Genomic DNA, 22,924 nt, shown 5'->3' on the forward strand with positions numbered 1-22,924 from the left:
TTACTTTAGCACATTGAGCGCATCGTCAATCGCATTAGGATTAAAGCCGGAAATTTTTCGCTTGCCAATCAGAATGAGGGGGACTATGTCTCCATCTAATTTTTCAAAATCTTTTTGACCCTTTTCATGTGTATTGACATCGTAGTCGATAAAGAAGATGTTTTTGTTTTGAAAATAGTTGCGCGCTTCTTTGCAGTAAGGGCACGCAGCAGTTCCATATAAGATTATTTGTGATTTTGTTCCAGCATAAAATTCAGAGTAATTTCCTTCAACATAAGATTTTTGGGATAGATTCTTGAAGTTGATCGCTGCATATCCGAGAGCAAAGCCAAACAATATTGTCAGAATAAAGACCAGACTTTGTTTAAAAAAATGGGTAATCTTCATCTTGTATTAATCGGTGGAATAGTACGTAGGATTTTTTCGTGCAAAGCGATATTTGGATCTAGTAATTGATGGCGAAGAAATCATCCTCTAAAAACTTGAGGATGATTTAGCACGAGTTAAAATCGCATACGACTCGCAAGAAAATACTCCGTGATTTTTATTATGGGTTGTTGCAATTTTTTGTACAGTTGGAGCGGGCGGCATTGCAAGCTTGCAGTTTTTGTGGCGTTTTGGCATTTTCTTTGCATTTAGCATAGCTCTTACCACAACCAGCTAAGCAACCAGAGTTATTGATCGCATTTGCTGAGAACGCCATCCCAATACCGATGGAGCATGCCAAAGCGAATAGTAGTCGTTTCATAAAATCTCCTTTTGTAAAAATAAATTAATTTACCCCCGACGAAGTATTCTGTATTTACTACGTCGCCAAAAGGATAGAAGCTCTATAATCAGCCCGCTATTCGGAAAATAACTGTATGGTATGAATGAAATTACGATGGAAACTAATTTACACTTGGGTGATTTTGCTAGTGCAAGTTGGAAATGTTACTGAAATTACTGGGTGACTAGTTTACAGATAAGAATAAATTGATATGACGGAAGTGAAACGTTAGCGCTCAATGACGAAAAAACATTCCTGTTCGCAGATTAAAAAATCTGATCTCAGGAATGTTGAAGTTAAGCGATGTCTTAGAAGTTAAGAATTGCAGACCTTAGCTATCAAGTTCCCCACTCAATATACTCAATCCCATTCTGAATCTGCCCAATAATTTGCGCTTGATTTTCAGCACTCTCACTGAAACTAGCGAGCACTTCGGCGCGAGAAAAGGAGCCACTACTTAATTTACTATTCCAATAATCAAAACCACCTACATCGGGTGCGCGATGCAAGACGTTTTCATATAAGTTAGTAATAAATGTGCTGTTACTCAGATAGCTGCCGTACTTGGTTTGAAACTCATTTGACCGATAAAATTCATTGGCAACTTTGGTCAAACTCATGCCATCGTCCATCTTATCTATCCAATAGCCCAAGCCTTTTAAATCGGGTTGACGATTAAATGCCGCTTGGTATAAACGATATGCCTGACCAGCAGCGCCATCAAGATCAAACGCCAGTGCGTAGTCATCAAATAACAGACGTTCAACTTGAGAAACTGTATCTACGCCATCATCACCGAGCTTATCTTTGATGACAAAATTATTCAGGCTGCCGCTTATCGAATACTCGTCGATCTTACCTGACATGATCAGAAAATCTAAGCCGCTGCCACCATTAATATAATCGTTACCTGGTCCATTTTTAATGGTGTCGTTACCGGCATAAGCGTAAATATTATCGTCGCCAGTGCTGCCGCGCAGATAGTCGTAAGCATAGGTGCCGTGTACATTTAACCCCGCCACACTACTCGCCTGCAAACCAATCACATAGTCTGTAGCCGCATACGACATGTTGATAACTTTTACAAAGTAGTCGCCGTGTGAATAATCGCCCTTATAGTCAAAACTAATACGACCATCGGTACTGAGATTCGCAAAGCTAGTATCGATACCACTTAATGGCACGCCATAGCTATCAGTAATAACGACTTTGATCCCACTGTAATTTTCGCGCCAATCATTCGACGCGCTATAGTTATTGGTCACATCGGTAGAAATAATGATGGAATAATTTCCAGGGCCATCCAGATTGAGCTGGTACCAGTCAGTTAAATCGTTGGCAGATAATTTTCCGAAAGACACCATGCCACGTTGAACTTTAAAGCTTGAACTGAGACCCGTAGAGTCGATACCAATTGATCTCTCATCAAAATAACTACCATCACCGTTGACGTATGCCATAAAAACTCTCCATTGATTCTTTAAAAATGAAACACATCACGAATAACAAATTGGCGTTCGAGCCAGTCTGTCAATGTTAGTTACATGATGTATTTAAAAAAGGAGAGACAATCCGCGGTTACCTCTTGTGGATTTAACGCAGGTATTTTGAAATGCGATGACAGGATTGTTAAAAAAGATTAAATGCGCTAGCGTTACGACGATGAGATTTGATTTTAAAACAGGAGGTAGCTTAGGTAGCATAGGTAGCAAAAAGGCATACAATCAATTTTGTAGAATCATTCGACATATATCAATGGCGTCTCTATGCTCTCTATGGCCTTAAGATCATGAAAACTCCACTACATGCGCAGCATAAAAATGAGAGCAATCGGCAAACTGGACAGTTCGTCTCTGGATATTCTCTCGTAGCTGATTCGTACCTCGAAGTTTTTAATAAACCGATCGCCATGCAATTTAAAGCCAAGATGGCGATGATGGAGGGTAGCGCACACGCGAGGCAATTAAAGACTTTGGCTGCTTGTATGGCATCTGGACATCAAACTGTGCGGCAAAATATCAGTTCAAATGATGGAGCTGGTAGAGGCGTAGTACAACGCAATATTGACTCAACGACATTTGAGCGCAGCGATGCTGAGGCTCCCTCCTATGTAATCAACCAAGCCGCGAGACACTTGTTATACAGTGACACGCATGCGGCACCGCCAGAGCCAACAGAGTTATATACCCAATCCGCTGAACATGACGATGCGGGCCAGGGGCGTGATGTTCATGCTTGGCAGCCTAATGTCGCCTTTTTTTCGAATCAGCAAAAACAGACATTTCTCGGTTTAGGTGAGACCGGAAAGCGCCAAGCGGTGGCCCTATTTAAAGCGCAGATCGAAACACGCCACGATGACAACGCGATTGAAAATCCTCGAATCGGCATCATGGGCAAGAATGATTGCGGCGCATTTGCAACCGCACTCTACAACTTGATCGCTCGCAAAAAGGCGCGGTTAAATGGCGGCGTGGGCGAGCTAACAGAACAAATTTCTCAGCATGTTGATAATTATCCAGAGATGGAAGTCGGCGATATGATGCGTCATATTTTTGATCCTCAAGAGGGTGTTCAGGGAGGATGCGGCTGGCATGCCGCCACGGTCGTGGCGCAACAAGGTGGTGCTGCGGTGACGCTAGAAGCCAATGTAGGCAAAGATTTGACTCGGCCTGAATTCTTCATTCGGAATGGTAGCGCTGGTTTTGTTCAAGCCAATCACGATGATAACGAGGTCGGTGATAGACTTGAGGTGACTAAATACGCTAGCGGACCAGCACCTACTGATGATACTTCCCGATACGGGACGTTTGATCGAGTACCTGCCTTAACAGCGGGCAATGTCGCTACAGGTGAAACCTTCAAGGTTTATCACGATGCGATTAGACGAGATATAACCTCCTTACTCACCAGACAAAACTGTCTAGCGTTTTGGCGTCGACAAACGCTCTTGGAGGAAAGTATGCCGGATGGCATTATCGAAATGCGCGCTGCCATCGGTAATGTTCTCGCTGCAGTAGGTATTGGTGCTACCAAAGGCGCCGGTGGTAAGCCTTTTTCTAGAAGTGAAGATACCCACTACTTTTACCAACTTATGCATCGATACCAAAGCTTTTGCAACGGTCCAACAACGACGGCAGAGTTGAAATTGATTTCTGCTGCTATCCGCAGATTTCCTGTGCGGTAGTGTCCTATTGCGCGATTACTCGGTAGCTCAGTCGTTACTTTGCGCAATTATTGAGCTACCAGCACCACGTTATATCAAGCGAAGATTTATGATTGCGTATCAAGTCCAAACACCCGTAATTCTTGATTGCAGCGACACGCCTTAGCGATACGTGTCGCCCAAGCAATCGCTTCCTCACGCGTCGCCAATTCCAATACCGTGAAGCCACCATTGAGCTCAGGTGCCCAAGTATAACCACCCGCCGTGACCTTGCCATCGGCGGCAACCAAAGTAGGGGCAATGCTCTCATCAATGCCGCCGGCAAATACATACACGCCAGCCGCTTTCGCTTCTTCAATCACGGCATGCGCATCATGGCCGACTTGCGCTAATTCATGCTCTGGTACTTGCATTGCGGCGGCTGGAAATGAGATTAAGTATTTGGCCATGATGAAAGTTTTTGGAAGTGATCAAGTTGATGGTGAGTACGTACCTGAGTTCGTATTTTTGCGAGAATACAGTTACGTAGAATTGCGTTTATTTTGAGTTAGCTTGTTTCTTATGTTCGTCTACGGCCTCGGTGTATTGCCTCGACTTCAGGATAATCGGCATATAGCGAATTTTTCTTTTTTTAGCGATGCCGATATCGTAGTTGCTTAGACTTCCACGCGCTCCGCAATAGGTGCTGCAAGTGGATGCTGAGCTTGGAGTTAGTCTATCTGTAATTCGTAAAGCGTTCTCGTCGGAGGATATTTTTAATGTACAGGTTTGTTCGTCACCGCTTTTATAAATAAACCCGTTATCGCGATATTTTGCAATACCGTATATGCCGCATGAGTGCCCATTATAAAACTGTAGTGATATTCGAAAATATAGGGAATCTGTTGAATAAGGCACGATTTCAATGATGTCTTCAGATTGATACTGTTCCCCTGAGACCAGCCCGTTTTCAAATCTGTTTTTATAAACGCCCTCAATCTTTTTGATTATCTGAGACGCAGTAGCGGGGTTTTCGGCACCTACACAAAAGTTGGATAGGCATAAAGCAGCCCCCAAAATTGAGCTGCAAATTAGTTTTGTGAAATGGATGTGCATGGATATGTTCCGAAATGAGTTGAGCCGAGCTGCGAAAAAAGTCTAAGCAAGAATCAAATACACTCACAAAAATTACGAGGATTTGACATATTTATTGAAATTTTTTTTGTAATTGGTAATGTGCCATGCGAAGTCTTGTCGCTGCAAGCGCGGCGCTTAAAGATTTGTGTCGAGAACGCTTCAATTCTTCTTCATATCGCATAGCGACCATGTGTTAGTTTCTCGATGTTGTGTACAAGGTGGTTTAGGCGATTGTTGGAGAATAACGGACTGTGCGACGCATTTAGACTACGGATACATAATACAGTCTTATTATTACTAATTCGGACATGGTACTAATTTGTGACTTTATAGTGTTCGCGTCGACGCCTAGGTCTAGTCATTAATTTTCAAAATCAGAATATTGGATTGTGCTAAGTACCTCCAAATCCTTATGAATTGATGGTGTATTGCAGTGTAAAATAATACAAAAGATATTAACTTTTCTGAAGTTAGGTCAAACGAGGATCAATAATTTAGTTAAAAAAATCAATACTCCATTGTTCGAGTTTTCATAAATGATACGAGAAATGTGTGTTGATTCTATTTCACTCGGAAAGAATCGGAGTGTTAGTGGAAGTAAGTTTTTATTAATTTAGGGTGAAGTTGAAAATGAAAATATTCGCGTGTTTTTTGAGTTTAGTTTTAATTGGGTGTGGTGGTGGAACAAGCACAGGTGGAACAAGCACAGGTGGTGCAGGTTCTCAGGTTACAGCACCAGACAATGGTTTGTCTTTGTCTCCTTCGTCGATTAGTCTCAAAGTTTTTAAGGGAGAATCATTTAGCACAGATGTGTTAGCTATCTTGAATCGAGACTTTGGTAGTGAGATTAATATTAAAATCGAGGACGATAAAGGAATAATTCAGCCCCAAATTAAATTGGTAATTTCTGGAACGAAAAGTGCAACAGCTACACTTGTTTCTAAACCAGACTTATTGGCTGGTGTGTATGATGGAAAAATCAAGATTTCCTTATGTAAAGATGCACTTTGCAGCCAACTCCATCAAGGCTCTCCTTGGTTTCTACCTTATCGTCTTGAAGTAATGAACTTCGCGGAGACCAAAGATATGACTGCTTTAGGTCGGATTACCAAACAAGAAAACTGGACGAGTCCACAAGTTAATATAACAAATGCCAGTTATCTCGATGTGACTATCGACCCAACAAAGATACTGCCACGTTTTTCTAAATCAACTGAGTTCGGTGATCTTTCATTTGCGTTGCCGTCATCAGATGGCCTTGTTTATATCGTCAATAATGATTTAGATATCAGTGTTTTTGGTACAGGATACAGATCGCAATTGATTGCAGTGGACGAACAAACAGGTAGTGTGCGATGGGCATATAAGTTGCTATATGGAAAAAATAAGATTGGTCAGCCGCTTATTCTCGGAGACAATATATATATTTACAAAGGATATAGTGATAGCACTTTTGCAAATGTATCGTTACTAGTAATTGATAAACAGACAGGTGTTTTAAAGGCCGAATATAGACAAGATGTTTTTTTGGAATTTCTTGAGTCTAAGTATCTCCCTGCTCCGAGTATTGACCCTTTCAAGTTACAGTTGAATTCGCTCATTTATAAAAATGAAAGTTATGGTGCTGAACTATATACATCAAGCGGGATTTTTACATATAAGCCGGAGGAAGTGCACACAATAGTCAACGGGCTTAAGTCAGATCGACTTGGGCAATTGATGCGTAATAATCGCGATGGCGCGTCTAGTGTTGCTGTTAGTAATCGAGAATATGACAATCAACTTTATGGTATGACTAATTTCTATCCAATTGTACGAGATGGTTTGCGGCCAGTTTTGCACTCACAGTCTGAAATTTTAGTACATGAGGCGAGCCGTTCTATACCAGATCGATTTTTGATAAATTTTGATTGGAATCGTTCTACTCAAAAGTGGGATAAAAGTGGCTTCTTTCGTAGTGCTGTCGCAATAAGAGGCAATGAATTTTATGTGGTCAATTTCAATCAGGTTGAAGGAAGAAGAACTTCAGATGGTTCTTTATTGTGGAGTTGGGTGATTCCTGGTGAGACGCAGGGAGTCATATCTGGGAAACTTCCATATGACCCATCTTTACCGTCTTCTCAGACGTTTGGAGATCATTTATTCAATGAGGAAATTCTAAATTTGTTTGTTACAAATAATTTGCTGTTCATTGGTATGCGTGAACATGTTTATGCAATTGACACATCAACTCATAAAATGGTTTGGTCTTTTCCACGAGGTGGATTTGTCAGTATGTCAAATTCAGGAGTTCTTTATTTGGCAAATTCAATGAATAAAAAGACCTCTTTATTGAGGAGCAAGACGAGTATTAGTGTCCAGCCCATGTTATTCGCTTTCAACACTCGTTGAGTTAAAAGTTGCACAGTGTAATGTTACTTTGAAGTGACATCTTCATATTTGTAAAATCCTAAAAACTTGCTGAGTTTGTATTGACTTCTATTTTCGCTCAGCAGCAAATCCTCCTTCACGTTGCAACCACTTGCAACGTGAATCTCTACCTGCGATTTAATCATGCGGATAAAACTCACTGGTGGGTAACACTTCCACTTTAATTACTCTGTCCCCAATAACAAGCAATAATAAATAAGACCAATTTTTATAAACTCTGACCCTAATTTTTCTTGTTGTTTTTCCTGTTGCGCTGCACTATTCTTGAGCCCAAGTTTGATTTTTCATTGTCTGTTTGCGAGTTTCCAAAACTTTATTTGGAAGTTCTCGCAAAACATCAGTAGGTACTTCGGTATCACGCAAAGTAGGGGAATGTTATGCACGCACAAGGTTTATACGATCCAAGTAATGAAAAAGATGCCTGCGGTGTCGGTTTTGTTGCGCATATCAAGGGCAAGAAGTCGCATGCCATCGTTGAGCAAGGTTTGTTGATTCTGAAAAATTTGGATCACCGTGGCGCGGTCGGTGCCGATGCCTTGATGGGTGACGGTGCGGGTGTCTTGATTCAAATTCCTGATCAATACTATCGCGAAGAAATGGCGAAGCAAGGTGTGGACTTGCCGCCACCAGGTGAGTATGGCGTGGGCATGATCTTCTTACCGAAGGAACATGCTTCGCGTTTGGCGTGTGAACAAGAGATCGAACGTGCGGTGCGTGCTGAAGGCCAAGTGGTGTTAGGTTGGCGTGATGTTCCAGTGGATCGCGAAATGCCGATGTCACCGACCGTGCGTGAAAAAGAGCCAGTGATACGTCAGATCTTTATTGGTCGCGGCCCAGACATCATGGTGACCGATGCTTTGGAACGTAAGCTGTACGTGATTCGTAAATCGGCAGTGCATGCGATTGAGGCTTTGCACCTCTTGCATGGCAAAGAATACTTCGTGCCGTCGATGTCGGCGCGCACCATCGTCTACAAAGGTTTGCTGTTGGCCGACCAAGTTGGCGTGTACTACAAAGACTTGCAAGACGAACGTTGCGTGTCGGCTTTGGCCTTGGTGCATCAACGCTTCTCTACCAATACTTTCCCAGAATGGCCATTGGCTCATCCTTACCGCATGATTGCGCACAACGGTGAGATCAATACCGTTAAAGGTAACTTCAACTGGATGCGTGCGCGTGAAGGCGTGATGAAGTCTGCTGTACTCGGTGACGATTTGCAAAAGCTGTATCCGCTGATTTTTGAAGGTCAATCCGATACCGCAAGTTTCGATAATGCGCTTGAACTCTTGGTGATGGCAGGTTATCCAATCGCCCAAGCGATGATGATGATGATTCCAGAAGCTTGGGAAAATCATACGATGATGGACGACAACCGTCGCGCCTTCTACGAATATCATGCCGCGATGATGGAACCATGGGATGGCCCAGCGGCGATGGCATTTACTGATGGTCGTCAAATCGGTGGTACTTTGGATCGTAATGGTTTGCGTCCAGCACGTTACATTATTACTGACGATGATTTAGTGGTGATGGCGTCGGAATCGGGTGTGTTGCCTATCCCAGAAGCACGCATCATCAAAAAATGGCGTCTGCAACCAGGCAAGATGTTCTTGATCGACTTGGAAGCAGGTCGCATCATCGATGACAAGGAAATCAAAGATACCTACGCGAACGCCAAGCCTTACAAGCAATGGATTAATTCAGTGCGCATCAAGCTCAGTTCCTTAAAAGGCGAGCCAGACAATACGCCAGAAGCCGCTTCCTTATTGGATCGCCAGCAAGCCTTTGGTTACACTCAGGAAGATATCAAATTCTTGATGGAACCGATGGCGGTATCGGGTGAAGAGGCGATTGGTTCTATGGGCAATGATGCTTCCTTGGCGGTGATGTCCAACAAGCTCAAGCCACTCTACAACTATTTCAAACAGTTATTCGCACAAGTGACGAACCCACCGATCGATCCTATCCGCGAAGCGATGGTGATGTCTTTGGTGTCTTTCATTGGCCCAAAGCCGAATCTGCTCGACACCAATAACATCAACCCACCGATGCGTTTGGAAGTATCGCAACCGATCTTGAACTTTGACGATATCGCTAAACTGCGTAATATCAGCGCGAATACGGGCGGCAAGTTCAAATCTTACGAACTCGATATTTGCTATCCAGTCGCTTGGGGCAAAGATGGTATCGAAGCGCGCTTGGCATCCATCTGCGCGGAAGTGGTCGATGCGGTCAAATCCGGTCACAACATCATGATCATCACCGATCGCAAAATGGATGCGAACTTTGTGGCGATTCCTGCCTTGTTGGCGACCTCTACCGTGCATCAACATTTGGTGAGCAAGGGTTTGCGTACCACCACCGGCTTGGTGGTGGAAACAGGTTCTGCACGCGAAACGCATCACTTCGCTTTGCTCGCAGGTTATGGCGCAGAAGCCGTGCATCCTTATTTAGCGATGCAAACGCTTGCGGATATGGCGAACAAGTTGAAAGATGTCGACGCAGAAAAAGCCATCTACAACTACACTAAAGCAGTTGGCAAAGGCTTGCATAAAGTCATGTCGAAAATGGGTATCTCCACCTATATGTCTTATTGCGGCGCGCAGATTTTTGAAGCCGTTGGTTTGAATAAATCCTTGGTCGATAAATACTTCAAAGGTACGGCATCGAATGTCGAAGGTATTGGTGTATTTGAAGTAGCAGAAGAAGCGCTGCGTTTGCACAAGGCTGCTTTCGGTAGCGATCCTGTGCTGACCAATGCTTTGGATGCCGGTGGCGAATATGCTTTCCGTATTCGCGGTGAAGACCATATGTGGACGCCAGATTCGATTGCGAAATTGCAGCATTCCACACGTTCGAATAACTTCAATTCCTACAAAGAATACGCGCAGATTATCAATGATCAATCGAAACGTCATATGACTTTGCGTGGCTTGTTTGAATTTAAGATTGACCCTAGCAAAGCGATTCCTCTGGACCAAGTCGAGCCAGCGAAAGAAATCGTTAAACGTTTTGCGACGGGCGCGATGTCTATGGGGTCTATTAGTACCGAAGCCCATGCGACTTTGGCGGTGGCGATGAATCGTATCGGTGGTAAATCGAATACCGGTGAAGGTGGTGAAGATCCTGCGCGCTACACACAAGAATTGAAGGGTATTCCGATCAAGCAGGGCGCGAGTTTGGCGTCGGTGATTGGGCGTGATCAAGTCGAGGTGGATATTGATTTGCAAGAAGGCGATTCCTTACGCTCACGCATCAAACAAGTCGCGTCTGGTCGTTTTGGTGTGACAGCAGAATACTTAAGCTCTGCCGATCAGATTCAGATCAAGATGGCACAAGGTGCGAAGCCAGGTGAAGGTGGTCAATTACCAGGCCACAAAGTATCCGAGTACATCGCGAAATTGCGTTTCTCTGTGCCAGGCGTGGGTTTGATTTCGCCTCCACCGCACCACGATATTTACTCCATCGAAGATTTGGCGCAGCTCATTCATGATTTGAAAAACGTCAATCCACGTGCATCGATTTCAGTGAAGTTGGTATCCGAAGTTGGCGTCGGTACGATTGCAGCAGGTGTGACTAAAGCGAAGTCAGATCATATCGTGATCGCTGGTCATGACGGTGGTACTGGTGCATCACCTTTGTCATCGATTAAGCATGCTGGTACACCGTGGGAACTTGGTTTGTCTGAGGCACAGCAAACTTTGGTCTTGAATGGCTTGCGCGGTCGTGTCCGTGTACAGGCTGACGGCCAAATGAAAACCGGTCGTGACGTCGTTATCGCGGCGATGTTGGGCGCAGATGAAATCGGTTTTGCGACAGCACCGTTGGTGGTAGAAGGTTGCATTATGATGCGCAAGTGCCATTTGAATACTTGCCCAGTCGGTGTGGCAACACAAGATCCAGAACTGCGTAAGAAGTTCTCTGGTAAACCAGAATACGTGGTGAATTATTTCTTCTTCGTTGCAGAAGAAGCGCGTCAAATTATGGCGCAATTGGGTATCCGCACGTATGACGAATTGATCGGTCGCGTTGATCTCTTAGATAAATCCAAAGCGATCTCGCATTGGAAAGCCAAGGGCTTAGATTTCAGCCGCATTTTCCATCAAGTGGATGCAGGCGCGGACGCAGCAGTTCGCCATGTGGAAGACCAAGATCATGGTTTGGATAAAGCACTCGACAATAAGTTGATCGCACAAGCCAAATTAGCCTTGGAAACCGGCGAGAAAGTTTCTTTCATCCAACCGATCAAAAACTTGAACCGCACGGTTGGTGCTATGTTGTCGGGTGAAGTGGCGAAGCGTTACGGTCACGCTGGTTTGCCCGATGACACTATCCACGTTCAATTGCAAGGGACGGCAGGCCAATCAGCGGGTGCGTTCTTGGCACGCGGTGTGACTTTGGATTTGGTAGGCGAAGGCAATGACTACGTCGGCAAAGGCTTGTCAGGTGGTCGCATCATTATCCGTCCAAATACCGAATTCCGTGGTTGGGCAGTTGATAACATCATTTGCGGCAATACGGTCTTGTACGGCGCGATTGCAGGTGAAGCTTTCATCAACGGTGTGGCGGGCGAGCGTTTTGCGGTACGTAATTCCGGCGCATTGGCGATCATCGAAGGTACCGGTGATCATGGTTGCGAATACATGACAGGCGGCACGGTGGTGGTACTTGGCGCTACAGGCCGTAACTTCGCGGCAGGTATGTCAGGTGGTATCGCGTATGTGTATGACCCAGACGGTGAATTCGCAGCGAAATGCAATATGGCGATGGTTACGCTGGAATCTGTGTTAGCAGGTGACGAGCAAGAGAAGACTATCGACAAATCTCTGTGGCATGCGACAACACGCGGCGGCGAACGTGCAACCGATGAAGCGATTTTGCGCAGTTCGATTGAGCGCCATTTCAAACATACAGGCAGCACGCGTGCGCGTAATTTGTTAGACGACTGGGCACGTAGCCGCGCTAAATTTGTGAAGGTATTCCCGAACGAATACAAGCGCGCTTTGGCTGAGATGTATGTGGCGGAACAGGCTGCTTTGAAATTGGAAAAAGCGGCTTAATGGCTGAATAACATCGCCGCAGAAACGCAGAGTACGCAGAGGGAATGCAGGAAAGTGTCAAAGAGAGATGGCTGTGAAGCCGTCATTCCCGCGAAAGCGGGAATCCAGTGTCTTGTAGTTGATCAACGAACGCCACCGGACTCCTGCCTGCGCAGGAGTGACAGTAAAAACTCTTTGAAGTCTCTGCGCCTTTTCGACAAAAGAAAGATTTGGGGCAGCTAGCCCGTTCAAAATATTAGAGGTTTTATCATGGGAAAAGTAACCGGTTTTATGGAATACCAGCGCTTGCAAGAAGCGAGCGAAGCGCCTAAAACACGTCTGAAGCATTACAAAGAATTCCTGATGCACTTGGATGATGGCCAAGCCAAAATTCAAGCTGCACGTTGTATGGATTGCGGCATTCCGTTTTGTAATAACGGCTGCCCAGTCAATAACATCATCCCTGACTGGAATGACTTAACTTACAACGGGAACTACCAACAAGCTTTGGAAGTGCTGCATTCAACGAATAACTTTCCAGAGTTTACCGGAAGAATTTGCCCAGCACCGTGCGAATCAGCTTGCACGCTTGGGATCAATGAACTGCCTGTTGGCATCAAATCGATAGAACATTTCATCATCGACAAAGGCTGGGAAAACGGTTGGGTTACACCACAAATTCCTGCGCACAAGACTGGTAAGAAAGTGGCGATTGTCGGCTCTGGCCCAGCAGGTTTGGCGGCGGCTCAACAATTGGCCCGTGTTGGGCATGACGTCACTGTGTTTGAAAAGAATGATCGTGTCGGTGGCTTGCTGCGTTATGGCATCCCTGATTTCAAAATGGAAAAATCGCACATTGATCGCCGCGTAGAACAAATGCAAGCAGAAGGCGTTACTTTCCGCACTGGCGTTTTAGTCGGTAAAGATTTCCCAAGTAATATTACGAACTGGTCGAAAGAGACAGTGTCTCCCGACGAGTTGAAAAAAGAATTTGATGCTGTGATCGTTGCAGGTGGCGCAGAAGTACCGCGTGATCTACCTGTACCGGGTCGCGAACTCAAAGGGGTGCACTACGCAATGGAATTCTTGCCAGTGCAAAATAAGGTGAATGCAGGAGACAAGTACAAAGATCAAATCAGTGCAGCAGGCAAGCACGTGGTCGTGATCGGTGGTGGCGATACGGGTTCCGATTGTGTTGGAACTTCGAATCGTCATGGCGCAAAGTCAGTTGCGCAATTTGAACTGATGCCACAGCCACCAGAGCAGGAAAATAAGCCCTTGGTATGGCCTTACTGGCCTACCAAATTACGCACATCCTCTTCGCACGAAGAAGGCTGCGATCGTGATTGGGCAGTCGCTACCAAGCGCTTAGAAGGCAAAGGCGGAAAAGTAGAAAAATTGATCGCATGCCGCGTGGAATGGAAAGACGAGGGTGGACAAATGCGGATGAGTGAAGTGCCGGATTCCGAATTCGAAATGAAAGCAGATTTGGTATTGTTAGCAATGGGCTTTGTCTCACCAGTCGGTCAAGTCTTAGAAGCTTTCGGTGTCGATAAAGATGCACGCGGCAACGCACGTGCAAGCACCGATGGTGAAGGCTGTTACAAAACCAATGTCGACAAAGTATTCGCCGCAGGCGATATGCGTCGTGGTCAATCATTGGTCGTATGGGCAATTCGTGAAGGCCGTCAATGTGCACGTGAAGTTGATGCATTCTTGATGGGTGAATCAGTATTGCCACGTTGATAGTCACGTCGGTTTGTAAATAATTTTTAGCTTGAGTTAAGGTTGCCCTTCAATCTATCTATTTTAGGTAGGTTGAAGGGTTTTTTTATGCGCGCAAAAAAGCCAAGTCTTGTGCGGTTGCCTCGGTAAGTCGGTTGTTCAATATAAGAGCAGCCAATGCGATACGCCATACTGTAAAATTGATATTCTAATCGTATTTGTCTTTTTTGCTAATTCATGCGTCCAGCTCAATTCTTACTTCTTCTTAAATTTGTCATTGCGTGTTGTTTGTTGACGCTTACGCATTCAGGGTTTGCGGCCTTGGATTTACAAGCGCCCATGCCCGTTGATCCAGCGCTCAAAGTTGGTCATCTCAAGAATGGATTGACCTATTACATCAAGAAGAACGAACATCCTAAACAGAAAATAGAGTTGCGCTTAGTGGTGAAGTTTGGTTCTTTAGATGAAAGTGATGAACAACTTGGCGCTGCACACTTTATCGAACACTTGGCATTCAAACATACGCTGCATTTTAAAAACGATAGCTTGCGTTCAAAGTTGGAGGCGATAGGACTTAAGTACGGTCGAGACTTGAATGCCTTCACTGAATACGATTTGACCCGATATGAAATATCGCTGCCCAATAATAAAAAAGAGAGCTTGCAAATGGGTTTGCAGGCCTTGGCGGATTTTGCTGGTGGTGTCGAATTTCGCTCTAGTGATATCATGGGTGAAGAAGCGATTATTCTGGAAGAGCAGCGCCTTAGAGATAATTTAGATACCAGGATTTTACGTGCCACTCATGCGCTGGCTCTGCAAGGCACGAAATATCCTGCACGTTCACCGATCGGTGTTGAAGCCGTGCGTAAAAATTTTACTGCCGCAATGCTGCAGCAGTTGTACCGTGAGTATTATCGCCCTGATCATATGGCAGTCATGATCGTTGGTGATGTTGATGCTTTGGCTGCGGAGAAAATGATTGCTCAGTTATTTAGCGCACAAAAAAATCCCACAATAGCGGCTAAGGAGCGCGTACAAGAATCGGCGCAATTTTCTGAACCTAGCTTGAAAGTGTTCGCGGATCTCGAACAAAGCAGCCATCAGCTAGAGCTGATGTATTCCGTGAGAGATCAGCTAGATATAAAAACGATTGCTGATTTCAGAGAAGCATTGGTCAAAAGATATTTTGTCGAGATGATGAAAAATCGACTTGCAAGCTACAACGCCAATTATATTCGGGCGAGTGGGGTGCGAACTGAGCTACTCAGAAACAAAAAACTAGAGTCTTTAAAAATTGAATTTGCCAAAGGGGGCGAAGGGGCTGCGATTGATGCCGCGATAGGAAAACTACTCCAAGTGCAGCAATACGGCTTTTTTGAATCGGAGTTGCAGGAGCAGCGTCAATATAGATTAAATGCATTTGAACAAAGCTATTTGGAACGCAATAAAATAAGCTCAAGCGCCGTTATTCAGGGCTATCTCGAACATTTTCTTTATGGCGATAGTTTATCTAGCGTTGCACAGTATTGGGAGCTGATGCAAGCACTGCATCCTAGCATCACGTTGGCAGAAGTGAATGCCTATGCGAAGACGCAATTCTCTCCTGAGCACTTTAAACAAATCCTCTACCTGTTACCCAAAAAAGATGAAGCTGACGCGCCATCAAAAGCAGATCTATTGAATAAAATTACTTATGCAGAACAACAGCAAGTGAAGCCTTTGACGGCGAGAACAGGCATTAAATCGCTAATGAAAACGCCGCCTGCCACAGCGGGAACTATCCTCTCTGAAAAAGAGAATCCGATTTACGGCACGACAGAATTGAGCCTATCAAATGGTGTTACCGTTATCTTTAAAAAGACTGATTTTACGAACAATAAAATCAGCATGTTTCATCAAAGTCACGGCGGTAGTTCTTTAGTTGAGGTAGAAGATTCTTTGAGCGCGGTGTATGCACCAGATTTAATTCGTGCAATGGGATTTGATGACCTCAGCCCGCGCGATGTGCAAGAATTTTTGCAACCAAAGTCGGTATCGCATAGTGTTGCAATGACACCTTTTTCTGAAATGATTTTTGGAAATAGTTCTACCGCGGATATTGAAACTTTACTGCAATTAAATTATCAACGATTAAGCAATCCCTCAAAGAATAAGACGCTTTTTTCTATGAAGCTTGGAGAAATTATACGCAATTTGCAGCAAGTGATCGAACGACCAGAATGGATAAGCAGGGATCAATATGTCAAATTAATCTATAACAATAATCCGCGCGCTATTTATATTCCTCGTTTAGAAGAGGTAGAAATCATGGATATGAATAAAGTCATCGCTACTTTTGATCGACTACATTCAAATTTTTATGGTCGATATTTCGTTTTTGTTGGCAATGTTGATCTAGAAATTATGCGCCCTTTGGTTAAAAAATATTTGGCGAATTTACCTGGTACGCCTCAAACGAAAACAATCGATGCTGCGTATCCTTTAACCGTAAAAGGTGTCGTTAAAAAAGAGATTTTTGTAGGTAAAGAGAATAAAGCTCAAGTACAAGTTGGGTTTTCTGGAAGCATGGCCTATACCGAAGAAGAACGGCTTCGTTTGACTATGTTGACGGATATTTTGCAGTTGCGCTTGCTCCAATCGCTTCGTGAAGAAAAGCATTTAATTTATGTGAGTGGCGTGACCAGCGAGGTACAGGCGATAGCTGGAGGGCGTTATCAGTTGCTGGTGACTTTGCCTTCTGCCGCTGATCAAGTTGATGCCGTTAATGCCGCATTGTTTCAGGAGTTGGAACGTTTGCAAAGTGTACCTGTTACCGCGGTAGAGTTAAGTAAGGTAAAGAAAGCTTGGGAGCAGAAGCATAAAGAATCTTTGAGGAACGATGCTTATTGGGCTAGCCAATTGCTTGATGCTAAATTGAATGGACAAGCAGCACTCTTATTATCAGCACCTGAAAAGCTGTTGGCACTGATCACTACCGACTCAATTAAGCGTGCGGCTAATCAATATCTAGATAAACGAAATTACGTGCAATTGGTGGTTAAGCCGGAGAATATGGCTAAAGAAGAGCAAGCAGAGATCAGTGCCTATAAAAAATTTGTGCCGCGAGATCTCGGACTCAAAGTCATCGATCAGGCGCATGAAAGAATTGTGACAATGAGTGTGGAAATGGCGAAAACTTTACACTCAGAAAATGATCATTATGTGTTATCTGATAGAACTTCTGACTTGCAGAAAATAAGGCAAACGCTCGATAGCTTGACTAATTTGACAGTGAGCACTTGTCTGATGGATGCGAAACAGACACAGCTTGAACTCGCTAAAAACCTATTTGACCGTATTTCGATTTTTCATATTGATGGAATGAGTGAAAATGTCAGTAGTAAGGAGATCGATATTCGAGAAAAAGTAAAAATGGTCCAGCGTTATGTTGATTTATTAGACGCCTTCGTTAAAACTTCCTCAAGATTTTCAACAAAAATAGATAAATGTAAAAGCTATGTAGGATAAATTAGCTTGGCTTATTACTTGTTTCTTTATTTCACATGCCCACAAAGGCGCTTAAGATAATCAAATTTTAGATGGAGCACATGATGCGATTTACCCAATTAATTCTGCTTTGTTTTATTGTCGGGTTCTCGGTTCAACAAACCGCGACAGCACAAGAAAAGACCTTATTAGAGATCAGTGCGCAAGAAGTGAAAAAACTAGAAAACCCGTATGAATTTCGTATCGCTAGTTTTGCGCAGAACGAAGGCTCGTATGGCAACGGCGCTTTGATACTATTGATCAGCAACGATACCAATACAGCGGTTATTAATCTGCAAGGCGTGCGTACGGAATTACGGGCGATGCAAGTTGTCAAGACGGTGACTTGTGTGACAGGGGCGACGCGCCAGCAAGTCTATGCCAAAGGCCAATTGCGCCTGGCGGTGAAATTCAAACTGAGAGCGGGCGAAGAAGCCTGCTGGGCCGATGGATTGGTATCGATACGCACGGATAAACACACCAATCGTTATTTGGTGAAGGGCGTTAGTGGGCTGTGAGGCCGTGGTCAACGTTCATAATTACTCTAATAATTAAGCTCGTAATTAAGCTCGTAATTCAGCTCATAAAAATTTCAGCAAGCGCTCACGGGTCCAGCGTTGATTCGCATAGATTAAGGCACTTATACCGATTGCGATGACCGTTAATACGTAAGCTGTATTCATAGTGAAAACCGCCGCCTTGGCGGGATTTTGCTTGCGTAGATAAAAGTAGCTTGCAATGCCAGCGGCGACCATTAAGCAGCTTAAAAACAAATAAAAAATAGTGCGACCGGGTTTTTCACTGCCTCGTATTAATAGACCGACGCAGAATGCGCTGAGTAATTCAAGAGCTAATAGAGCGATGCTGAACAAGGAGATTGATGCCGTGTGATCTAATGGCATCGACGTCGCCAACAACATCTTTAATCCATACAATGCCAGCAACAACATGAGCGCCCAGCATCCGTGATACACCAAGCTTGAGAACAGTAAATGAGTGGCGATGCGACCTTGTTGAAAATGTCTTGGCAAAAGTAGAAATCGCCAATGCAGATCTTTTACTACGATGTACGAGCTGGAAAATACAGCAAATGCAGCAATAGAGAGTAAATGTGGCAAACTTACCGATGCCTGCCAATCGACCACCAACATGGGGCTGAGGAGGATAAACCAGAACAAGCCCATCGATTTAAGCACTTTGTCCGAGGTGCGCAGACCCTCTTTCTTTTGGTGGTCGTGTAGCGATCCAAGTTCAGTGTATCGTAAATAGAAATGCCGCAAATGACTGATTAATGCCAGCTCCTTCAATTGCAAGAAGAAGGCCTTACCTTTATTGCTAGGCGGCTTGCTCCAGTGCCGTAGCGTACTCAGGATAATTATTGGCCATAGCAACAGGATAGGAAGATGTAAGTGCCAAGCAGTCATCAAATCATGTTGAATATTTTTGCTTCCACTCAGGTAGACGAGATAGAGCGAGAGCGCTAAGAACAGCAGGTAACACCACTTATTCAGATAATTATTTAATGCTAGTGACAAAGAAAATCCAAGCGATAAACTGAGAGAGGCGATTGCTAATAATGCGCTGGCGGAAAGTAATTCATGATGGTTAAGTTCTAATAACTTGATTCCAAAGAATAATATCAACAAAGGTAAGGTGGCACGTATCAGAATAGCCCGCTGCCATTTTTGCCATAGCGTGACAGGTGTTTGTAGTTGGTGGAAAACGCGAGCGCCGGTGAGTAGAATACGTCCCCATTTCAAACCGCTTATCATTAAGCAGAATAAGCATACGCCGGTAAAGGTAGCCGCACTGAATGCCCACTGCGTATCATGTTTGTTCAGCCAAAGTAGGGCGTATGCGATGACGAGTAGCGTTAGAAAAAAATTTGAGATATAGCGCGTCACGTTGCGCCCATACCAAAATTGCAGCGCGCTTGAATCTCGACCTGAATTTGAAACTGAATATGAGCTGAGGTTCATTTTTATGAATTAAGAATTCAGGGCGATAAAAATATCATCGAGGCCGTTGATACACGGCGCGGCGATGATGTCTTCGATATGGCGAACGAGCGAGGTGTTTTTCGCCAAATTATTTTTCAAAGAACGAATGTCAACGATCATTTGTTCCTTATTGTCCGCAATGCATAGCGCTGTTGGTAGATTGAACTGCGACTTCGGTAATATCCGCACAAATTCCAAAACCGCATCCCACTCTTCAAATAATTGAATTCTGCCATCGCGCATGAAAGCAACATGCGACACCACGCGTTCTAAGTCGCTCAGTAAATGACTAGAGATTAGGATGGTCGGTGCGTAGTCCGTATTACTGTCGTTTTTCTCATCGACAGATTCAGTAAAAAAGGGACGTTCATCTTGAAACAAAGAACGCATGAAATCACGCCGCGTTATAGGATCGAGACTAGACACAGGCTCATCAAGAATAATTAAATCTGGCTGATGAGCAAGTGCCAATACCACAGCCAATTTTTGTTGATCTCCTCCCGACAATTGACTGACTTCGCGTCCCATAGGTAGGCGTAGACGAAGCGCCAATTCTAAGGCACGTCGCTCGCGCCATTTGGGATAGGCTTGTCCTATCATCTTGATGTGTTTTTCAACCGTTAACCAAGGAAATAAATCGGCGGATTGCGCCACAAAACCGAGGCGTTCACGTACGCTGTCGTTCATTTCCAGAGCTGGCGTATCAAATAAATGTACTTGTCCTTGCTGAGGAATATGCAGTCCAACTAGACAACGTAAGAGCGTCGATTTACCGCAGCCATTAGCACCGATTAAACCGACCACCGCACCTTGAGGAATCGCCAGATTAACGTCTTGTAGAATAGGTTTAAAGTTATACGAGAAATGCAGATGGTCGCAGGTGACAGCATATTTGTTTTTGCTCTGCACGGATGTTTTAGTCTGCATTTGATTTTGCATCTCTCTTACTCTCAATCTCTATCGTTTTTAAAGCTTGTTCAAATAATTTCAATGCCTGTGCTTTTTCCATACCGAGCTGCTGAATGACGCGAGCGGCATTCAACATTGCTGGCATGGCTAGATTAGTTTTGTCTTTTGCGGTATTGCGACGCTCCGCAACCACCATACCCACCCCACGCATACGAACTAATACACCTTCGATCTCCAACATGTTGTAGGCCTTACTGACCGTCATAGGATTAATCGCATGATGCAAAGCAACGGTGCGCACCGAGGGAAGCGTGTCACCTGAACTAAGTTGTCCGCTGGCGATAAAACGCTTTACCTGATCGATGATCTGGCGAAATATCGGGGTACTGCTAGAAGGTTGGATATCGTAATTCATTGTGAATTAGTGTATCACTACGATAATACGCTATGCAAGTGGAATTTTTTAGAAAAATGAGTCAGATTGGATCAAGGAAATGCGGAAAAGCGGCGCGATGGTATCTTGCGCCAGATAAAGCGCGGGAAGAGAAATGGACTTTGTTGTAGCTACTCGTTTGGTGTTTTGCGAGCACCAAACGAGCGATTTCGCTAAATAAATTCGCTAGCTAGATTCGTCAACTAAATATGTAATGCATGCCCCAATGCTCGCAATGCTGCTTCCTGTACCGCTTCGCCTAAAGTGGGGTGTGAATGAATCGTACCTGCGACATCTTCTAGCGTCGCACCCATTTCTAGTGATAGACCAAAAGCCGCGCTGAGTTCTGAGACGCCTTTGCCAACTGCTTGCCAGCCGAGGATTAAGTGATTGTCTTTACGCGCGACTACGCGCACGAAGCCTTCGCTTGATTCTAAAGTCATGGAGCGACCATTTGCTGCGAATGGGAACATGGCGCTAATTACTTCGATGCCAGCTGCTTGTGCTTCTTGCGGTGATTTGCCGACAACGACTAGTTCTGGATCTGTAAAGCAGACGGCAGGAATTGAGGCTGGCATGAAATGACGGCGCTTACCGGCGATTATTTCCGCCACCATTTCGCCTTGTGCCATGGCGCGATGTGCCAACATCGGCTCGCCTGTTACATCCCCAATCGCCCATACATCACGCATAGAGGTGCGGCATTGATCGTCGATTTTGATGGCGCGTCCGTTCATGTCTAGCATTAAGCTTTCCAAGCCAAAGCCTTCGGTGCGAGGACGACGTCCAACCGCGACTAAGACTTTATCGCAAGCGAGTTCAGATTCTTCACCTGCCGCGTTTTTGATACGCACGGCGCTATGGTCGGCATTCATCCCTTGTACAGTGCAGCCCAAATGGACTTCGATACCCAATTGTTTGAGTGCTGTCTTGACGACCTTGGTAAGTTCTTCATCGTAGGCTGGTAAGATGCGGTCGAGTGACTCCACAACAGCGACTTCTGCGCCGAGCTTGCGATACGCGATGCCGAGTTCGAGACCGATGTAGCCGCCACCAACGACTACTAGTTTCTTAGGAACTTCAGTTGGGGAGAGGGCTTCGGTCGAGCTAATGACTTTGCTATTGCTGGAACCAAAGGGCATGAACGGCAATTCGACCGGTGTTGAGCCCGATGCGATCAGCAAGTGTTGGCAAGTAATGCGCTGAACTTCTTTGCCATCTTGTATGACCGCGACGGTTTTGCCATCAATAATTTGCGCCCAGCCTTTAACGACTTGTGCGCCGTTTTTTTTCAGTAAAGCGCCGACCCCGCTGGTTAAGCGTTTGACGATGCCATCTTTCCAGCTAACAGTTTGCTCGATGTTGATGCTGGGATCGCTGACTTGGATGCCGATAGATGAACCATGCGCATAATGCTTGGCTTTTTCAAATTCTTCAGCGGCATGGATCATCGCTTTGGATGGAATACAGCCTATGTTGAGGCAAGTGCCGCCGAGCTGATCGCCCTCGATGAGGATGGTCGGAATTTTAAGCTGCGCGGCGCGAATTGCTGCGATGTAGCCGCCGGGGCCGCCGCCGATGACGACTAGGGTTGTGGATGTTGTTTGCATGATGTGTTCCGAATTAGTATTGTCTGAATTCTGTTATGTCACATTCCCTTCTCCCGCAGGCGGGAGAAGGGCTAGGGAAGAGGGTGCTTGGACGTGCCGTAAACTGCGGAAAAATTTCTGGTAGTGCGACGACGTTTTTTACTGCCCTAAAGAGCGAAGTACTTTTCTGAATCACCCTCACCCCAACCCTCTCCCGCTTGCGGGA

General features: G+C 44.8%; 15 protein-coding genes. 6 read left to right on the forward strand and 9 right to left on the reverse strand.

Annotated features, from left to right (window positions below; translation table 11 throughout):
* The 3 genes from ACFFJH_RS08870 to ACFFJH_RS08880 form a co-directional block, all read right to left on the reverse strand.
* A complete protein-coding gene (locus tag ACFFJH_RS08870; protein ID WP_390211761.1) occupies positions 1 to 387 on the reverse strand; it encodes a glutaredoxin family protein in 387 nt (128 codons plus the stop codon).
* A 160-nt stretch (positions 388 to 547) separates the two neighbouring features.
* On the reverse strand, positions 548 to 748 hold the full coding sequence (locus tag ACFFJH_RS08875; RefSeq protein WP_390211762.1) for a hypothetical protein: 201 nt from the start codon (positions 746 to 748) through the stop codon (positions 548 to 550).
* A gap of 359 nt (positions 749 to 1,107) precedes the next feature.
* Positions 1,108 to 2,229, reverse strand: a complete 1,122-nt coding sequence (locus ACFFJH_RS08880) for a DUF4214 domain-containing protein (RefSeq protein WP_390211763.1) — start codon at positions 2,227 to 2,229, stop codon at positions 1,108 to 1,110.
* A gap of 329 nt (positions 2,230 to 2,558) precedes the next feature.
* Here ACFFJH_RS08880 and ACFFJH_RS08885 point away from each other — a divergent pair, with 329 nt between their 5' ends.
* Positions 2,559 to 3,953: a hypothetical protein gene (locus ACFFJH_RS08885; protein WP_390211764.1), complete on the forward strand. Its 1,395-nt coding sequence runs from the start codon at positions 2,559 to 2,561 to the stop codon at positions 3,951 to 3,953.
* 86 nt (positions 3,954 to 4,039) lie between these two features.
* On the opposite strand, the gene ACFFJH_RS08890 is transcribed toward ACFFJH_RS08885, so the two are convergent.
* Both ACFFJH_RS08890 and ACFFJH_RS08895 read right to left on the reverse strand, forming a co-directional pair.
* Positions 4,040 to 4,381, reverse strand: a complete 342-nt coding sequence (locus ACFFJH_RS08890; protein WP_390211765.1) for a YciI family protein — start codon at positions 4,379 to 4,381, stop codon at positions 4,040 to 4,042.
* An 88-nt stretch (positions 4,382 to 4,469) separates the two neighbouring features.
* Positions 4,470 to 5,027 carry a hypothetical protein gene (locus tag ACFFJH_RS08895; RefSeq protein ID WP_390211766.1) on the reverse strand — a complete coding sequence of 186 codons (558 nt, stop codon included), beginning with the start codon at positions 5,025 to 5,027 and terminating at the stop codon, positions 4,470 to 4,472.
* Between the two features lie 651 nt (positions 5,028 to 5,678).
* Here ACFFJH_RS08895 and ACFFJH_RS08900 point away from each other — a divergent pair.
* From ACFFJH_RS08900 to ACFFJH_RS08920, 5 genes are all read left to right on the forward strand, one after another.
* The gene (locus ACFFJH_RS08900) at positions 5,679 to 7,439 is read left to right on the forward strand and encodes a hypothetical protein (RefSeq protein ID WP_390211768.1); all 1,761 of its coding nucleotides are present in this window, start codon (positions 5,679 to 5,681) and stop codon (positions 7,437 to 7,439) included.
* Between the two features lie 416 nt (positions 7,440 to 7,855).
* Positions 7,856 to 12,538 (forward strand): glutamate synthase-related protein, encoded by a 4,683-nt coding sequence (locus ACFFJH_RS08905; RefSeq protein WP_390211770.1) that lies wholly within the window; start codon positions 7,856 to 7,858, stop codon positions 12,536 to 12,538.
* Positions 12,539 to 12,787: 249 nt separating this feature from the next.
* Entirely contained in the window at positions 12,788 to 14,263 is a 1,476-nt protein-coding gene (locus ACFFJH_RS08910; protein ID WP_390211772.1) for a glutamate synthase subunit beta, read from the forward strand.
* 267 nt (positions 14,264 to 14,530) lie between these two features.
* Positions 14,531 to 17,749, forward strand: coding sequence for a M16 family metallopeptidase (locus ACFFJH_RS08915; RefSeq protein ID WP_390211773.1), 3,219 nt, complete (start codon positions 14,531 to 14,533; stop codon positions 17,747 to 17,749).
* A gap of 80 nt (positions 17,750 to 17,829) precedes the next feature.
* Positions 17,830 to 18,285, forward strand: coding sequence for a hypothetical protein (locus tag ACFFJH_RS08920; RefSeq protein WP_390211775.1), 456 nt, complete (start codon positions 17,830 to 17,832; stop codon positions 18,283 to 18,285).
* 63 nt (positions 18,286 to 18,348) lie between these two features.
* On the opposite strand, the gene ACFFJH_RS08925 is transcribed toward ACFFJH_RS08920, so the two are convergent.
* The 4 genes from ACFFJH_RS08925 to lpdA form a co-directional block, all read right to left on the reverse strand.
* A complete protein-coding gene (locus ACFFJH_RS08925; protein WP_390211776.1) occupies positions 18,349 to 19,671 on the reverse strand; it encodes a hypothetical protein in 1,323 nt (440 codons plus the stop codon).
* Between the two features lie 84 nt (positions 19,672 to 19,755).
* Positions 19,756 to 20,694: an ABC transporter ATP-binding protein gene (locus ACFFJH_RS08930; RefSeq protein WP_390211777.1), complete on the reverse strand. Its 939-nt coding sequence runs from the start codon at positions 20,692 to 20,694 to the stop codon at positions 19,756 to 19,758.
* Positions 20,684 to 21,091 carry a GntR family transcriptional regulator gene (locus ACFFJH_RS08935; protein ID WP_390211778.1) on the reverse strand — a complete coding sequence of 136 codons (408 nt, stop codon included), beginning with the start codon at positions 21,089 to 21,091 and terminating at the stop codon, positions 20,684 to 20,686. Before ACFFJH_RS08935 ends, ACFFJH_RS08930 begins: the two co-directional genes overlap by 11 nt.
* Positions 21,092 to 21,312: 221 nt before the next feature.
* On the reverse strand, positions 21,313 to 22,722 hold the full coding sequence (gene lpdA / locus ACFFJH_RS08940; RefSeq protein WP_390212400.1) for a dihydrolipoyl dehydrogenase: 1,410 nt from the start codon (positions 22,720 to 22,722) through the stop codon (positions 21,313 to 21,315).
* Between the last annotated feature and the right edge of the window lie 202 nt (positions 22,723 to 22,924).

Origin of the sequence: Affinundibacterium danionis (assembly GCF_042432465.1) — a bacterium.
Taxonomy (GTDB): Bacteria; Pseudomonadota; Gammaproteobacteria; order Burkholderiales; family Burkholderiaceae_D; genus Undibacterium; species Undibacterium danionis.

Coding starts and splice junctions, on each gene's coding strand:
- ACFFJH_RS08930 (WP_390211777.1), bottom strand. CDS start 20,694: ATGCAGACTAAAACATCCGTGCAGAGCAAAAACAAATATGCTGTCACC.
- ACFFJH_RS08910 (WP_390211772.1), top strand. CDS start 12,788: ATGGGAAAAGTAACCGGTTTTATGGAATACCAGCGCTTGCAAGAAGCG.
- ACFFJH_RS08895 (WP_390211766.1), bottom strand. CDS start 5,027: ATGCACATCCATTTCACAAAACTAATTTGCAGCTCAATTTTGGGGGCT.
- ACFFJH_RS08870 (WP_390211761.1), bottom strand. CDS start 387: ATGAAGATTACCCATTTTTTTAAACAAAGTCTGGTCTTTATTCTGACA.
- ACFFJH_RS08935 (WP_390211778.1), bottom strand. CDS start 21,091: ATGAATTACGATATCCAACCTTCTAGCAGTACCCCGATATTTCGCCAG.
- ACFFJH_RS08920 (WP_390211775.1), top strand. CDS start 17,830: ATGATGCGATTTACCCAATTAATTCTGCTTTGTTTTATTGTCGGGTTC.
- ACFFJH_RS08875 (WP_390211762.1), bottom strand. CDS start 748: ATGAAACGACTACTATTCGCTTTGGCATGCTCCATCGGTATTGGGATG.
- ACFFJH_RS08900 (WP_390211768.1), top strand. CDS start 5,679: ATGAAAATATTCGCGTGTTTTTTGAGTTTAGTTTTAATTGGGTGTGGT.
- ACFFJH_RS08880 (WP_390211763.1), bottom strand. CDS start 2,229: ATGGCATACGTCAACGGTGATGGTAGTTATTTTGATGAGAGATCAATT.
- ACFFJH_RS08890 (WP_390211765.1), bottom strand. CDS start 4,381: ATGGCCAAATACTTAATCTCATTTCCAGCCGCCGCAATGCAAGTACCA.
- ACFFJH_RS08885 (WP_390211764.1), top strand. CDS start 2,559: ATGAAAACTCCACTACATGCGCAGCATAAAAATGAGAGCAATCGGCAA.
- ACFFJH_RS08905 (WP_390211770.1), top strand. CDS start 7,856: ATGCACGCACAAGGTTTATACGATCCAAGTAATGAAAAAGATGCCTGC.